The sequence below is a fragment of the Sphingosinicella rhizophila genome (genome assembly GCF_032378825.1).
GTDB lineage: Bacteria > Pseudomonadota > Alphaproteobacteria > Sphingomonadales > Sphingomonadaceae > Allosphingosinicella > Allosphingosinicella rhizophila.
In genome coordinates, this window is the sequence record NZ_JAVUPU010000004.1 from 267,279 (window position 1) to 282,480 (window position 15,202).

Below are 15,202 nucleotides of genomic sequence, written 5' to 3' on the forward strand. Positions count from 1 at the left end.
GATCCGGTCTGGAGCCGCTCCGGGAGGCGGCTCAGGCGCTCAGGCGCGTCTGAATGCCGTGGACGAGGTCGGAAGCCCGCTCGAAGCTCATCGGGCGGCCGAACAGATAGCCCTGGATCTGGTGGCAGCCCAGGTCGCGCATCCGGGTGAAATCGTCGGCCGTCTCCACGCCTTCGGCCGTCACCGTCATGCGGAAGCTCTTGGCGAGCTGCACGATCGACTGGATGATCGCCACGGTCTCGCGATTGTTGGCGGCTTCGCGGACGAAGCTGCCGTCGATCTTGAGCTTGTGGAACACCGCCTTGTTCAGATAGCCGAGCGAGGAATAGCCGGTGCCGAAATCGTCGAGGGCGATGCCGACGCCGATCGCGCGCAGCCGCTTCAGCACGTCGAGCGATCCCTGGCTGTCGCCGAGGAAGACCGATTCGGTCACTTCGAGCTCCAGCCGGTTCGGCTTCAGCTTGAATCTTGCCAGCGATTCATGAACCGTGTTCGGCAAGGCCGGCATGATCAGCTGGCGCGCGGACAGGTTGAGCGCGACGCTGATATTGTCGGGCCAGGTCGCGGCGGCGCGGCACGCCTCCTCGATCACCCAATCGCCCAATTGCATGATCAGGCCGGTTTCCTCGGCCACCTGGATGAATTCGTTGGGCGGCACCATGCCGCGGGTCGGATGGTGCCAGCGCACCAGCGCCTCGAAGCCCATCAGGCTTTGATCGAGGGCATTGATCAAAGGCTGATAATCGAGCCGGAACTGGCGCAGCGTCAAGGCTTGGCGCAGATCCTGTTCCAGCCGCAGGCGATCCTCGGCCTCGTTCTGCATGTCGGCGTTGAAATAGCAGCAGGTGCCGCGTCCCTGGCCCTTGGCCTGGTACAAAGCGAGATCCGCCTTCTGGATGAGATCGTCGACGCTCTGGCCGTCGATCGGACCGAAGGCGCAGCCGATCGAGACGCCGATCCTTATCTCCGCCTTGTCGATCTGATAGGGTTCGGCGACCGACGAAATGATCCGGGCAGCCAGCGATTCCACCATCTTGCGGCTTTGGGCGTCGCGGATGACGATGGCGAATTCGTCGCCGCCCATCCGGCCGACATGGCCGCTGTCGCCGACTTCCTTGACCAGGCGTTGCGCGACGCTCTTGAGCACCGCGTCGCCCTTGGGGTGACCGAACGTATCGTTGACCGGCTTGAAGCCGTCCAGATCGAGGAACATGATCGCGCAGGGGACGCAGCCCGACTGCGCACCCGAAAGCGCCTCGCCCAGCAGCTGGCGGACGCGGCCGCGATTGGGAAGGCCGGACAGGACGTCCATATTGGCGAGATGGGTCAGCCGCTCCTGCGTCTTCCTGACCTCGGTGACGTCGGAGCCGACGCCGCGGAAACCCTGGAACTGGCCGGCGACATCGACGATCGGATCGCCGGCGAGGCTGATCCAGCGCGTGCCGCGACGGGTGCGAAGCTCCATTTCGAGACTGGCGAAAGGTTCGCGGGCAAGCAGGGTGCGGCCGAGCGCGCTGTTGCCGCCCAGCGAAGCGGGAAGCGAATGGCCGATCAGCTGGCTGGCCGAGCGGCCGAGCAGCGAGGTCATGCGCGACGAGATGTAGACGACCCTGTTTTCGGCATCGACTTGCCATAGCCAGCCGACGCCGCGATGTTCATATTCCTTCAGCAGCAGGCGGACCGATTCCGATTGCGCCCGGACCTTGGCGATCGTCTGCAGCTGCTCATAAGTCCAGCGCGTCAGGCGGGCGACGCCGAAGACGGCGACCGTGGCGAGGCCGATAATGGCCAGCCCGATCCGGGGATCGAGCGCGGCGCTGCCCATATAATAAGCGAAGCCCAGACCCGCGGTCATTGTCGCGATCCAGGCGATGGCGGCGGCGGGCACCGCGACCAGGGCGATCGCCGCCATGATCATCGCGCCGAACGCGCCGCCGATCACGACCTGAACGGCGGGCGCCTGGGTGGCGAAGGCGTAGCTCGGCAGAGACACCCAGAGGATGGCGAGCCCGATCGCCTCGGCAATGGCGGGCAGCAGCGAGCGGACCTTCGCCGAGCGGCTGTCGGCGAGGCTGCCCTTTTCGATCGCGCGGCGGCAGATCACCCAATTGGCGAAGGCGACCAGACCGACCCAGCCGACGAGCAGCTTGACATTGGTGCTGGCCAGCAGCCCCCACGCCACCAGCAAGGTGGCGCCGACGACGGTGATGGCCAGATAGGGAGCGAAGAGGGCCCGGGTCTGCGCCTGCCCATTGTGGAGATGGGCCTGACGCAGGCGATCGCTGCCGACATCGGGGCCAGACGAATCCTCGCCAAGCTCCGCCGGAACCTGAGTCTGGGTCTCCACATCCATGGAACCGGGGGCGTGGTACATCGAATTCCAGTGCCTTTTGCCTGGCGGCGTTCCTAGGCGGATAGGTTTGATGGAATGTTAAAGATGCGGCGCGGAACACACGATTCGTGGTTAACGGGGCAAAAAAACTCCGAAATGGATCAATATGGCCGGAATCCGAACGCGCTGAGTCGGGTGTTGCGTGCCCCGAGCGGGCCGTGAAGGCGAACCGGGACCGACTCAGGCCGGCGGAGTCCCTGTGGAGTCTTTCGAAGAGACCTCCGATCCGCCCGGCAAGAGGCGGAACGCCGCGTCCACGGCCAGCTCGGCGGCGATTCCGATGGCGAGGCCGGCGCCGATATCGGTCGGATAATGGGCGCAGCGGGGAATCTGCGCGAGCGCGAGCGCTCCGCCCCCGATCTGAGCGGCAAGGCCAAGTTCGGGATATTCGCGGGCGAATCCCCGCGCCACCGCCGCCGCGCCGGCGCTGTGGCCGGAGGGGAAGCTGGTCTCCTCCTTGCTTTCGCTGCGGCCGGCCGAAAGACGATGATCGCGGCTCTTCTCCACGGCGGATCGCGGCCGGGTGCGGTCGATCCGGTGCTTGACGGCATCCTTGGTCCAGGTGGCGACCGTGTGCGCCGCCAGCATCCTGACGCCGGCACGAACGCGCCGCCGGTCGCCCCCCAGCAGGCCGGCCGCGATCACGGCGGCGCACAGGACCCGGAGCGGCGGCTGATCGGCGAGCTTGGCGAACAGGTCGATCGCCTGGACGAGAGGCGTCTCGCGGTGCGGCACGACCGCTTCGGCGACCTTGCGATCCGCCCGCTGCAGCGCCTGCGACGCCTTGTCCGCCTTTCCCTTAGCCACGGCCGGCGAACACCGATCGCTCATAATCGGCGAGCAGGTGCCGGGCATCGTCGTAGAGGGCACAGGCGCCGGCTTCGACAAGCTCGACCTCCGGAAAGCCGCCGCAGCGAAAGCCGATCGTCCTGAGGCCGAGCCTGGCCGCGGCCTTTGCGTCCCAGGGCGTGTCGCCGACCACGATCAGATCGTCCGCGGCGAGCGGCGCGACCTTCGCCATGGCCGCTTCGAAGATGTCCGGGCAGGGCTTTGAGCTTTCGACATCGTCCCGCGACGTGGTCGCGGTCACCAGGTCCGCCGCGCCGATCAGGCCGAGATGATGGTCGACCTCTTCCGCCGCCGAGGACGAGGCCAGGACGATCCTGATGTCGTCCGCATCGAGGCGCTCGAACAAGGCGCGTATGCAGGGAAAGGGCGCGACCTGCGGCAGATAATCGCGCTTGAAGAGATTCGACCGATAAGCCTCGAGCTCCCGACGCCGGGTCTCCGAAAGATCGGGTGCGAGCGAGGGGATGAGATTGTCGCCGCCCTTGCCGATCTGTCCGCGCACCGTATCGAACGGCAGATCGATCCCGAAATCCGCAAAGGCGCGCCGCCAGGCCTCGGCGTGGAGATCGTTGGAATCGACGAGCGTGCCGTCGACATCGAACAGCACCGCCGCCACGCTTTTTCCTTCCTGATCCCGACCCGCCATAGTCTCCCACAACGGACGTGACGCCCAAGCGTTGCACGCTTTCGTCGGATCGAGGCGCCGGCTTTTGCCGTTCGGCGCGAACCTGCTAGCGTGAACAACGGACAAGGGGAGGATATCCGATCATGAACAAGCTGTTGGCCGCGGCGGCCGTCCTGGCGCTGGCCGTCTCCTGCTCGCCCGAAAAGCATGAGGACGCGCCCAAGGAGTCGCAGGCGCCGTCCCTTCCGGACGCGGTCATTGCCGATCCCGCGCGCAACGAGAAGAATCCCGCCTCCAACCGCCAATTGCTGATCCCTTCCGAGGGCATGGGCATGAACGCGCTGATGCTGCGCGCCGCCGGCGCCGGCCCGCACCCGACCATGCTCCTCCTCCACGGGCTGCCCGGCAACGAGCAGAATCTGGACCTGGCCCAGGCCGTCCGCCGGGCGGGCTGGAACGTGCTGACGCTCCATTATCGCGGCAGCTGGGGCTCGCCGGGCAATTTTTCGATCGCGGGCGCGATCGCGGATGCCGAGGCCGCGATGGATTTCCTGAGGCAGGACGACAATGCGCGCAGCTATGGCGTGGACCCGCAGCGGCTGGTGATCGCAGGCCATTCGATGGGCGGCCTGGCTGCCGCGCTGCAGGCCGCGGGCGACCCGCGGGTCGCCGGCCTGGTGCTGATCGACGCCTGGGATGCGGGCGCGACCGCTGCCGCTTTGGCGGAAGGCGGCGACGCCGCGCGCGAAGCCTTTCAGAAGGGGCTCGACGATCTCGGCAACAGCCTTAAGGGCGCCAATGTCGAGAGCCTGACCGACGAATTGCTCGATCACCAGTCCGAATGGAGCCTGATGCCGGTCGCCCCCGAGCTGGCGCGCGTTCCGATGCTCAGCATCTATGCGACCCATGGCGGCGCGGCCGAGAACAAGGCGCTGGCCGAGGCCGTCGGCAAGGCCGCCGGCGCCAGCGTGAAGGCCGTCGAACTGGCCAGCGATCACAGCTTCGCCGACAAGCGCATCGCTCTTGCCGCGGAGGTGGTGCGCTGGCTGGACGCCCTGCCCAAGACAGCGGCCGGGGCAGCGCCTGTTCCCGCACAATAGGTCGATCGCCTTCCCGAACCCGATTCAGGATCCAGCGACGAACCTCGCTGCGGGGCTCCGGGCTGGACCCTGAATCAAGTTCAGGGTGACGAATAGGGGTATGAGGGGTGAGGGTGGAGGGAGACTATGAACCGGGATCCTTTCGTCCAGCAGCTGAGGACCTGGCGGCCGCAATTGGCGGTCGCGTTGAGATTGGAGAAACTGCCGTCTCCTCCCATTCCGTCATCCTGAACTTGATTCAGGATCCAGCGACGAACCTCGCTGCGGGTTCCCGGACTGGACCCTGAATCAAGTTCAGGGTGACGAAGAGAAGTGTATGAGGGGCGAGGGTGAGGGAGACTATGAACCGGGATCCTTTCGTCTACATCCTCGCCAGCGGCTTTCGAGGCACATTGTACATCGGCGTCACCTCCGATCTGATGCGGCGGATATGGGAGCATCGTTCGGGCGAGAAGTCAGGTTTCGCCACGCGCCACCGAGTCCATCGCCTCGTCTATTTCGATCAATTCGGCACGATGGATTTGGCCATCGCTCGGGAGAAACAGCTGAAGAACTGGCGGCGGCAATGGAAAGTCAGCCTTATCGAGGAAAGAAATCCACAATGGGAAGATCTGGCGGTAGCGTTAGGGTTTGACGCACTGTCCTCCGCAGCCCACCCGTCATCCTGAACTTGATTCAGGATCCAGCGACGAACCCCGCTGCGGGTCTCCGGACTGGACCCTGAATCAAGTTCAGGGTGACGATTAATTAGGAGCGGTCACGCTCCCGCCAGCCGTTCCTCCAGCCGTGCCTTCACCTCCGGCCACTCCTTGTCGATGATCGAGAAGAGGATTGTGTCGCGTTTGTGGCCGGTCCAGGTGATGCGGTGGCGGCGCAGCACGCCTTCCTCCCGGGCGCCGAGTTTGCGGCAGGCGGCCTGGCTGCGCGCATTGCGGCTGTCGATGCCGAACTGGACGCGCAGCGCGCCGGCGCCGAAGGCTTCGGCCAGCATCAGCAGCTTCGATTCCGGATTGATCCTGGTGCCACGATATTCGGGGCGGAACCAGGTGGAGCCGATCTCCAGCGTGCGGTTGCGCGGATCGACGAACAGGAAGCTCGACGTGCCGGCGAGGCGGCGGTTGGCACGATCGCGGACGGCGAAGGGGATGCGCCCCTCGGTCGCCAGCATCGCGTCCCAATAAGCCGGAAAATGCGCGCCCATGCCGCTCGCCATCTGGATCTGCCAGGTTTCGAGATCGCAATTGAGCGCGTCGCCCATGTCCTGGCGATGCGCTTCCGCCGCCGGCTCCAGGCGAACATATGTGCCTTCCAGGACGCGTGGCTCGAGAATCAAATCATGCCCTCCCCGTGGCATCCGGATGGAGAAGATCCGGGTGCCGGGCGGATCCGCCGCCCGGCACCCGGCCTCGTCCGCTACCGGCAGCGAACCTCCTGGTTGCGTTCGACCGAACGGCCGAGCAGCGCGCCGAGCGCGCCGCCGATCAGGGTCCCGGCCGTGCGGCTGCGGCCACCGTCGATGACATTGCCGAGGATCGCGCCGCCGGCCCCGCCGATGATGAGGCCCGTCGTGCCGTCCGAGCGCTTGCAATAATAACGCCCGTCCGAACCGCGATAGACCTCGTCCTGATCGGTCAGGACGCGTTCGCGATAATTGGGCCCGTCGCGATAATAACGGGTGGCGTCATAATCGGTCTCGAAATTGCCGTAGCGATCGTCGTCATAATAGCCGCCGCCGCGGCGCATGCGGGCGATGGTGTAGCGATCGCGTTCGCGCAGATAATTCTGGAACTCGATCTCGTAGCGCTGCTGAGCGGAGTCCCAGCGCCTTTGTTCGGATGACGTCTGCGCCGCGGCGGGCGCGGCCGTGATCAGGGCCGCCGGCGCGACCGCCAGCGAAAGGGCAAGCAGGATCTTATTCTTCATATCGGAGCCTCTCTTCAAACGCATGTACAGGGGCCCGGATGGTCCGAGCCCGATCCACCTTATCCAAATGTGCGGACCTGATCCATCGCGGCGATTTTCCAGCGAGTCAGGCTTGCGAAAGGCAGGGGGGTCCAGCCACATAAGCATTCAGCCTCTCTGACGCGCCGCCAAAGGATATCTGTGAACCCCGCCTTCGACACCCAATCGCCCTATTTCATCCCGATGATCGTGGGCGGATTGATCCTGCTGGTCGTGCTGCTGCGGCTTCCGTTCATCGGCGCGCTGATCCGGACGCTGTTTTCGATCGCGCTGATCGCCATTCTCGGCCTGCTCCTCGTCCAGCGCGCGCCCTTCGATCCCTATCTAGCGCGGATCGCGGAACGGCTGCAGCTCGACAGGCAGGAGGTGGTCGGCAGCGAATTGCGCATTCCGATGTCCTCGAACGGTCATTTCATGGCCAATGTCACGATCAACGGCGTCAAGCGGCGCATGCTGATCGACAGCGGCGCGACCGTCACCGCCTTCTCGCCGGATACGGCGGCGGCGGCCGGGCTCGAACCGGAAGCCGGCCTGCTCCCCGTCATCATACAGACCGCCAACGGCGCCAGCCAGGCCCAGACCACGACGATCGACGAGCTGAAGCTCGGCAATATCGTCGCCCGCGACCTCAAGGCGATCGTCTCGCCGGGACTGCGGAACATGGATCTGCTCGGGATGAACTTCCTGTCGAAGCTCAAATCGTGGCGGGTCGAGGAAAATGTGCTGGTGCTGGTGCCGAACCATCCGCAGCCGGTGGCGGAATGAGGCGGAGATTTTCGCCTATCCGTGTTCTGCTTACGCAGGCTGCTCCACGCCCTCTTCCTTTCGCTGGCAGAAGCGAAGGCGATTGCCGAACGGGTCCGTGACCTCCATGATCAGGCCCCACGCCTCGTCAGCTATACTTGGCTTGGTGTGCTTGTGATTCTTGCCCGATAGTTCCCGGTGAAAGGCGCCGATTCCCTGCATAGGCACAAACAGGGCCGATCCGGGGCACGCATCTCCATGGTGGCCGCTAAGATGCAGAATCAGGCCGGCACGCGAAACTTGTGCGTAGAGCGGGTAGTCTTCGCCAAAGCGGTGCTCCCAATCCAGATGAAACCCCAGGAAGCCGAGATAAAATTCCTTAGCGGCCGGCTCGTCAAAGATCCGCAGGATCGGACAGGTCTGATCAAACCGCACATGTTCTTCGACAGATGCAGCTTTTCCCGCCTGGTCCGTCGCTTCAGCTTTCATCGCCCATCCGGAGCGCGGCGATGAAAGCCTCCTGCGGGATCGACACGCTGCCATATTCCCGCATCCGCTTCTTGCCTTCCTTCTGCTTCTCCAGCAGCTTCTTCTTCCGGGTGATGTCGCCGCCATAGCATTTGGCGGTGACGTCCTTGCGCAGGGCGGCGATGGTTTCGCGGGCGATGACCTTGCCGCCGATCGCGGCCTGGATCGGTATCTTGAACAGATGGCGCGGGATCAGATCCTTCAGCCGCTCGCACATGTGGCGGCCGCGGCTTTCGGCGGCGGCGCGGTGGACGATCATCGACAAGGCGTCGACGGGCTCGTTGTTGACGAGGATGTTCATCTTGACGAGGTCGCCCTCGCGGTGGCCGATCTGGTGATAGTCGAAACTGGCATAGCCGCGGCTGATCGATTTGAGCCGGTCGTAGAAATCGAACACGACCTCGTTCAACGGCAGCTCGTAGGTGAGCTGGGCACGGCCGGCGACATAAGTGAGGTTCTTCTGGATGCCGCGCCGGTCCTGGCAGAGCTTCAGGATCGGGCCGAGATAATCGTCGGGCACATAGATGGTCGCCTCGATCCACGGCTCCTCTATGCTCTCGATCCGGTTGGGATCGGGCATGTCGGCCGGATTGTGGAGCTGGATGACCTTGGCCGGCTCCTCCTTCGAGTGCGACAGATGGATATTGTAGACGACCGACGGCGCGGTGGTGATCAGGTCCAGATCATATTCGCGGGTCAGCCGTTCCTGGATGATTTCCAGGTGCAGGAGGCCGAGGAAGCCGCAGCGAAAGCCGAAGCCCAAGGCGGCACTGGTTTCCATCTCGAAGCTGAAGCTCGCATCGTTGAGACGAAGCTTGGAAATGCTTTCCCGCAATTTCTCGAAATCGTTCGCATCGACCGGGAACAGGCCGCAGAAGACGACCGGCTGGACCAGCTTGAAGCCCGGCAGCGCCTGCGCGGCGGGACGGCGCGTATCGGTGATCGTGTCGCCGACGCGGGTCTCGGTAATGTCCTTGATCTGGGCGGTGATGAAGCCGATCTCGCCGGCCGCCAGTTCCGGCAATTGCTCGATCTTAGGCCGGAAGGCGCCCACCCGGTCGACGAGGTGGGTGGTGCCGCCGGCCATGAACTTCACCTGCTGGCCCTTGCGGATCACCCCGTCGATGACGCGGATGAGGATGACGACGCCGAGATAGGGATCGTACCAGCTGTCGACCAGCATCGCCTTCAAGGGCGCGTCACGATCGCCCTTGGGCGGCGGAATGCGGGTGACGATCGCCTCCAGCACCTCGTCGATACCGATGCCGCTCTTGGCGCTGGTCATCACCGCATCGTCGGCGGGAAGGCCGATAATGTCCTCGATCTCCTTCCTGACCTTTTCGGGCTCGGCGGCGGGCAGATCGATCTTGTTGATGACGGGCACGATCTCATGATCATGCTCGACCGACTGATAGACATTGGCCAGCGTCTGCGCCTCGACGCCCTGCGCGGCATCGACCACCAGCAGCGCGCCTTCGCAGGCGGCGAGGCTGCGGCTCACTTCGTAGGCGAAATCGACATGGCCTGGCGTGTCCATCAGGTTGAGGACATAATCCTTGCCGTCGGACGCCTTGTAATCGAGACGCACGGTCTGCGCCTTGATGGTGATCCCGCGCTCCTTCTCGATATCCATATTGTCGAGGACCTGCGACGACATTTCGCGCTCGGTCAGCCCGCCCGTCCGCTGGATCAGGCGGTCGGCCAGGGTCGACTTGCCATGGTCGATATGGGCGATGATGGAGAAGTTGCGGATGCGGCTGAGGTCGGTCATGTGCGGCGGGCGTTAGCATCGCGCAGGGCGGCCGCCAACCTAAGTCGGATTCCGCGCCCACTTGCCTCCGATCGCCGCTCGACTAGCATGGTCGCAAAGGGAGGATGTTCATGAAATCGTCAACCGGATGGATGGCAGTGCTGGCCATATCGTGCGCGTCGGCCGCCGCCGCCGCGCCCACTTTGCTCGTCGGCAACAAGGGCGAAGATACGTTGAGCTTCATCGATCTGGCCACGGGCAAGGAACTGGCGCGACCCGCGACCGGCCACATGCCGCATGAAATCGCCGTCTCCGCCGACGGACGCCAGGCTGCGGTCGTCGCTTATGGCGGCAGCACGATCGACATTTTCGACGTCGCCTCGCGCACCAGGCTGCGCACGATCGACCTCAGCCCCAGCGAGCGGCCGCACGGCCTGATCTGGCTGGACGACGGCCGGCTCCTCGCCACCGCGGAAAAGAGCCAGACGCTGGTCGTCGTCGACACCAAGGCGGACGATGCGCTGAAGGCGATCGCCACCGGCCAGCCGGGCAGCCACATGGTCGCCGTCTCGCCCGACAAGAAGCGCGCCTATACCGCCAACATTCCGGCCGGCACCGTTGGCGTCTTCGATCTGGAGGCCGGGACCAAATTGCGCGACATCCCGGTCGGCGGACGGCCGGAAGGAATCGCGCTCGCGAGGAACGGCCGCGAATTGTGGGTCGGCGATCTCGAGGGCGCGCGCGTCCAGGCCTTCGACACGCAAAGCTTCGAGCGGCTGGCCGAGGTGAAGACCGGCGAGGTGCCGATCCGGGTCGCGGTCAGCCCCGACGAACGCTGGGTGGTGACGTCCAACATGGCGTCGGGAAGCCTGACCGTGATCGACGCGGAGACGCGCAAGCCCGTCCGGGAGATCGTCTTGAGCGGCACCCAGGATGCGGCGCAGGTGACGATCATCTTCTCCGCCGACGGCAAAAGACTCTATGCCGCGGAGACGGGCCGCGCCGAGGTCGCCGAAGGGGATTTCACCAGCGGCAAGGTATTGCGTCGGCTGAGCGCGGGCAAGGACGGGGACGGATTGGCGGTGGCGCCTTAGGTTTGAATAGAACGTGATGATCGTCATTGGTGGAGGCGGGAAGCGCTTCCACCTATAATTATCAGGCTCTATGCGATGCCCGTAACGCAGGGCGAGGTCGCGCCCCTGCCATCCGCTCCCCAGCGGCGGAAGCCCTTGGAATCGATGTGGAACCGGGTTCCGGAATAGAAGCCTAGGCCCACATCGTAATGCGGTCCGCTCGTGCGATGGACGCCGCAGATGCTGCGGATCAATCCGTCGCGGGCGATCGCCGCAACCGGCACCAGATCGAGCGCGAAGAAATGGCGATGGGCGCTTTCCCGGGCGCCGCCCGAGCATCGGTTGAGATCCGCGTCGCGATAGCCCGACACGGCCTCGACCGCGCCGATCACCGGCCGCACATGATCCTTCACGAAGCCGAGGGTCTCGGCGAGATGCGGCCATTCATTGGCCGGCGCCACTTCGAAGCGCGGCCCGGCACATTCGCGCCACATGCTGGCGGTCCGGACCAGCTGCCAGGTCGGGACGACATTATCGACGCCGGCGGCATGGAGATAGGATTTGAAGGAAAGCACGGAGGTGCGGGCCGCCGGCTCGCGGGCGAGCCAGGCCAGATAATCGGCCCGGCTCTGCCCCTCGGCCGACACCGCCGCGAGCGTGGGCGAAGCAGGCAAGGTGAGCATGGCCGCCGCCGCGAGAACGGCGATTCGCATATATTTTCGCATGGCCAGACATTACCCAAATTTCCGATCGAATTCAATCACATGGCAGATCGGCTCTCGTCCTTCATGCACGGTTCGTCGCATCCGAGAAAGGAGGCCGGAACCATTAAGCAGGCCATTTTAACGAAAATTAACTCTCCTGCTTCATAGCACGCAATCGGATCAATGTGTGTGTCTCTGGGGGACCGAGATGAAGCGACCGGCCGAAGTGCTGCGGGACAGAAAGACGCGCAGCATGCGCTCCTTCCTGACGCGCCTTGCCCGCGACGCGCGCGGCAACACGCTTGCGATCGTCGGAGCAGCCCTGTTGCCGCTGACCGCCATGATCGGCGGCGGCGTCGACATGAGCCGTGCCTATATGGCGAAGACCCGGCTCCAGGCGGCGTGCGACGCCGGGGCGCTGGCCGGCCGCCGCGTGATGGTGGGTGACACGCTCAACCAGACCGTCATCGACGAAGCACGACGCTTCTTCAACTTCAACTTCCCGCAGGGCCAGTATGACACGACGGGCTTCACGCCCCAGGTGACCAAGCCTTCGAGCGGCGTCGTCCAAGTCACGGCCAGCACGCGCGTTCCGACCGTCATCATGAAAGTGTTCGGCTTCGATACGCTGCCGCTCAACGTCACCTGCGACGCCTCGCTGAATTTCGTGAATACGGACGTCGTGCTGGTGCTCGACGTCACCGGGTCGATGGCCTGGGACGTCAACGGCAACAGCACGTGGAACACCGCAGACAAGAGGATCACGGCCCTGAAGGAAGCCGTGATGGCGCTTTACGATGCGCTCGCCCCCGTCCAGGCGCAGCTGCAGAGCAACGGCCTGAGGCTTCGCTATGGGATCGTACCCTATTCGAGCACGGTCAATGTCGGTGGCCTGATTCGCGGCGTGAACCCCGACTATATCGCAAGCACCGCGGCCTATCAGTCTCGCATCTATGAATATGATGAAGAAGAACTGGTCGGTACCTCAACTCCGCCGACCGATCCTGTGGAAGAGGTGTATAATAACGGGGATGATATTTCGCAGAATGATTGCGACAAATATGGCCGCAACAGGAGCTTCGGCAGCTTCAATCCCAGCCAGACCGTCTTTGGCGGGCCGCCGCCCGCAACCACGACCGTAAGGACGTACCGGAACGACGACGGCAAAGGCGACGATTGGGGCTATCCTGGCGCGCCGGACACGAGCAGCAACAAGCGTTCCTGCCGGCGCTGGTATTCCGATGTCACGACGACATATGAAACGCGATACGAATTCGAAGATGACAGGTTTGTCGAAGAGAATATCGACGTAAGCCAGTTCAAGCTGGGAAACCCTGTCGCCATCGCTTCGAACACCCAGGGCACCGTCGCGGAACGCGGCAATTACGATCCCCTGGAGCTCGCCGCCAACGGGACTGGCGTCGGCACCACATATTCCACCTGGAACGGCTGCATCATCGAACGCGAGACGGTGAGCACGATCACCAGCGCATCCGGACTGACCGCTCCGTCCGATGCCTATGATCTGGACATCAATCTGATCCCGGACAGCGACGCCACCCGGTGGAAGCCGATGTGGCCCGAGATCACCTATCGCAGAAGTGCCGGTTACACCTCGGCAAGCTCGGGGACGTCGATGTCCGGCAGCGCCTGCCCCGCGGCCGCCCGCCGGCTGGACGTGTGGACCCGCGACGCCCTGCAGACCTATGTCAACGGCCTCGACCCGGTCGGGAGCACCTACCACGATATCGGCATGATCTGGGGCGCCCGTCTGATCTCGACCGCCGGCATCTTCGCCGACGCCTGCGAAACCTATAACGCCATGCCCTGCACCCGGCACATCATCTTCATGACCGACGGCCAGATGGACACCGACAATGCCATCTACCAGGCCTATGGCATCGAACAGAATGACATGCGCGTCAGCGGCGTTTCGAATGCCGACGAGAACAATCGGAACAGCCGCCATACCCAGCGCTTCAAGATGGCGTGCCAGTCCGCGAAGACGATGGGCACATCGATCTGGGTGATCGCTTTCGGCACCTCGCTGACGACCGCCCTCACGGAATGTGCCAGCAATGCCAACCAGGCATCGACCTCGACCAACAAGGCGGCGCTGATCGCCAAGTTCACCGAGATCGGCAACAATATCGGTGCCCTGAGGCTGACGCAGTGATGCGACCCATCCTCTTTCGCCGCCGCATCGGCAAGGACGAACGCGGAGCGACCCTAGTCGAATTCGCCTTCGTCGCGCCGGTGCTGCTGCTGACCTTGTTCGGCCTGCTCGATCTCGGATATCAAAGCTATACCCAGTCGATCCTCCAGGGCGCTCTCCACGAGGCAGCCAGGATGGCGACGGTCGGCGACAAGACCGGCGCGCAGATCGATGCCGTGGTCGTCGACCGGCTGAACGATGTCGTGCACGGCGCGGCCCCCGTCATCGAGAAGAAAAGCTATCGCGAATTTTCCGACGTCAAGATCGCCGAGAAGATCACCACGGACACCGCGCCGCTCGGCCAATATAATATCGGCGACTGCTTCAAGGACGCGAACGGCAATGGCAGCTACGATACCGATCGCGGCAAAGGCGGCCTCGGCAATTCCGAAGATATCGTCCGCTACGAAGTGACCCTGACTTTCCCGCGGCTCTTCCCGTTCCCGAAGATCATCGGCCTGTCCCCGACGGAAACGGTGCGCGGCGTGACCGTCTTGCGCAACCAGCCCTTCGCGTCCCGCGCGACCGAGGCCGACCCGATCTGTCCGACGGTATGATGATGCGCACCATTCCCTCCCGATTGCGGCGTCTCACCGGGGCGCTGCGCCGGTCCGAAAGCGGGCTGGCAATGACCGAATTCGCGCTGTCGCTGCCGATCCTGCTCACCCTGGGACTGGTCGGCATGGAAGTGTCGGGGCTGATGATGGCGCATCTGCGCGTCAGCAACATCGCCATGATGACCGCCGACAATGCATCGCGCGTCCGCGACGCCATCGACGAAGGCGATGTCTACCAGCTATTCATGGGCGCGACCCAGGCGGGCGCATCGATCGACTTCGCGCAGCATGGCCGCATCATATTGTACAGCGTCGAGCCGACCCCCAGCGGAGGCTTCCAGTGGATCCGATGGCAGCGCTGCACCGGCAGCAAGGCCGTCGCACCGACCTATGGAAGGCCGAGAACGTCCGGCGGAACCGCCATCACCAACGGTACCGAAGAGACAACGCCCAGCAGCCCGACCGCATTCACCACCAATCCCCACCAGATGACGGCGATCGGCCCGGCCGGCAACCAGATCGCCGCCCAGTCGGGCACGGCCGTGATGTTCGCCGAGGTCTTTTACGATTATCAGCCGATCATGGCGAAGGACTATCTGGGCGCCCACACGATCCATTATGTCAGCGCCTTCAACGTCCGGCAGCGAACCAACCAGGTCCTGACCAATCTCGGCAACATCACCCGCGCGACCTGCGCCTGATC

General features: G+C 64.2%; 15 protein-coding genes. 7 read left to right on the forward strand and 8 right to left on the reverse strand.

Translation table 11 applies throughout. The features are described from left to right. Positions 1 to 31: 31 nt before the first annotated feature. The 3 genes from RQX22_RS09855 to RQX22_RS09865 all read right to left on the reverse strand — a co-directional run bounded on the left by RQX22_RS09855 (position 32) and on the right by RQX22_RS09865 (position 3,887). Complete coding sequence (locus RQX22_RS09855; protein WP_315726002.1) at positions 32 to 2,353, reverse strand: putative bifunctional diguanylate cyclase/phosphodiesterase; 2,322 nt, start codon at positions 2,351 to 2,353, stop codon at positions 32 to 34. 219 nt (positions 2,354 to 2,572) lie between these two features. Next, a complete protein-coding gene (locus RQX22_RS09860) occupies positions 2,573 to 3,199 on the reverse strand; it encodes a phosphatase PAP2 family protein (RefSeq protein ID WP_315726004.1) in 627 nt (208 codons plus the stop codon). Further along, positions 3,192 to 3,887, reverse strand: coding sequence for an HAD family hydrolase (locus tag RQX22_RS09865; RefSeq protein ID WP_315726005.1), 696 nt, complete (start codon positions 3,885 to 3,887; stop codon positions 3,192 to 3,194). The genes RQX22_RS09860 and RQX22_RS09865 overlap by 8 nt, the downstream gene beginning before the upstream one ends. A gap of 122 nt (positions 3,888 to 4,009) precedes the next feature. Here RQX22_RS09865 and RQX22_RS09870 point away from each other — a divergent pair, with 122 nt between their 5' ends. Together RQX22_RS09870 and RQX22_RS09875 are read left to right on the forward strand one after the other, a co-directional pair. After that, positions 4,010 to 4,966 carry an alpha/beta hydrolase gene (locus tag RQX22_RS09870; RefSeq protein ID WP_315726006.1) on the forward strand — a complete coding sequence of 319 codons (957 nt, stop codon included), beginning with the start codon at positions 4,010 to 4,012 and terminating at the stop codon, positions 4,964 to 4,966. 341 nt (positions 4,967 to 5,307) lie between these two features. Then, positions 5,308 to 5,634: a GIY-YIG nuclease family protein gene (locus tag RQX22_RS09875; protein ID WP_315726007.1), complete on the forward strand. Its 327-nt coding sequence runs from the start codon at positions 5,308 to 5,310 to the stop codon at positions 5,632 to 5,634. Between the two features lie 89 nt (positions 5,635 to 5,723). Here the strand turns inward: RQX22_RS09875 and RQX22_RS09880 are convergent, their stop codons facing one another. Then, positions 5,724 to 6,299, reverse strand: coding sequence for a GNAT family N-acetyltransferase (locus RQX22_RS09880; RefSeq protein WP_315726008.1), 576 nt, complete (start codon positions 6,297 to 6,299; stop codon positions 5,724 to 5,726). Between the two features lie 80 nt (positions 6,300 to 6,379). Then, positions 6,380 to 6,889 (reverse strand): glycine zipper 2TM domain-containing protein, encoded by a 510-nt coding sequence (locus RQX22_RS09885; RefSeq protein ID WP_315726010.1) that lies wholly within the window; start codon positions 6,887 to 6,889, stop codon positions 6,380 to 6,382. A gap of 180 nt (positions 6,890 to 7,069) precedes the next feature. On the opposite strand from RQX22_RS09885, the gene RQX22_RS09890 reads away from it, so the two are divergent. Continuing rightward, positions 7,070 to 7,693, forward strand: coding sequence for a retropepsin-like aspartic protease family protein (locus RQX22_RS09890; protein WP_315726012.1), 624 nt, complete (start codon positions 7,070 to 7,072; stop codon positions 7,691 to 7,693). Between the two features lie 30 nt (positions 7,694 to 7,723). Here the strand turns inward: RQX22_RS09890 and RQX22_RS09895 are convergent, their stop codons facing one another. Together RQX22_RS09895 and lepA are read right to left on the reverse strand one after the other, a co-directional pair. Continuing rightward, entirely contained in the window at positions 7,724 to 8,161 is a 438-nt protein-coding gene (locus RQX22_RS09895; protein ID WP_315726014.1) for a glyoxalase superfamily protein, read from the reverse strand. Next, positions 8,151 to 9,971 carry a translation elongation factor 4 gene (gene lepA, locus RQX22_RS09900; protein WP_315726016.1) on the reverse strand — a complete coding sequence of 607 codons (1,821 nt, stop codon included), beginning with the start codon at positions 9,969 to 9,971 and terminating at the stop codon, positions 8,151 to 8,153. The genes RQX22_RS09895 and lepA overlap by 11 nt, the downstream gene beginning before the upstream one ends. A 110-nt stretch (positions 9,972 to 10,081) precedes the next feature. On the opposite strand from lepA, the gene RQX22_RS09905 reads away from it, so the two are divergent. Beyond that, a complete protein-coding gene (locus RQX22_RS09905; RefSeq protein ID WP_315726018.1) occupies positions 10,082 to 11,044 on the forward strand; it encodes a YncE family protein in 963 nt (320 codons plus the stop codon). Between the two features lie 68 nt (positions 11,045 to 11,112). Here the strand turns inward: RQX22_RS09905 and RQX22_RS09910 are convergent, their stop codons facing one another. After that, the gene (locus tag RQX22_RS09910; protein ID WP_315726020.1) at positions 11,113 to 11,748 is read right to left on the reverse strand and encodes a D-Ala-D-Ala carboxypeptidase family metallohydrolase; all 636 of its coding nucleotides are present in this window, start codon (positions 11,746 to 11,748) and stop codon (positions 11,113 to 11,115) included. 187 nt (positions 11,749 to 11,935) lie between these two features. Between RQX22_RS09910 and RQX22_RS09915 the strand changes: the two genes are divergently transcribed. From RQX22_RS09915 to RQX22_RS09925, 3 genes are read left to right on the forward strand one after another with little or no spacing between them, the layout of a single operon-like run. Then, positions 11,936 to 13,903, forward strand: coding sequence for a pilus assembly protein (locus RQX22_RS09915; protein WP_315726022.1), 1,968 nt, complete (start codon positions 11,936 to 11,938; stop codon positions 13,901 to 13,903). After that, entirely contained in the window at positions 13,903 to 14,499 is a 597-nt protein-coding gene (locus RQX22_RS09920) for a TadE/TadG family type IV pilus assembly protein (protein WP_315726291.1), read from the forward strand. Before RQX22_RS09915 ends, RQX22_RS09920 begins: the two co-directional genes overlap by 1 nt. Then, on the forward strand, positions 14,496 to 15,200 hold the full coding sequence (locus RQX22_RS09925) for a TadE/TadG family type IV pilus assembly protein (RefSeq protein ID WP_315726024.1): 705 nt from the start codon (positions 14,496 to 14,498) through the stop codon (positions 15,198 to 15,200). The genes RQX22_RS09920 and RQX22_RS09925 overlap by 4 nt, the downstream gene beginning before the upstream one ends. The last annotated feature ends 2 nt before the right edge of the window (positions 15,201 to 15,202 follow it).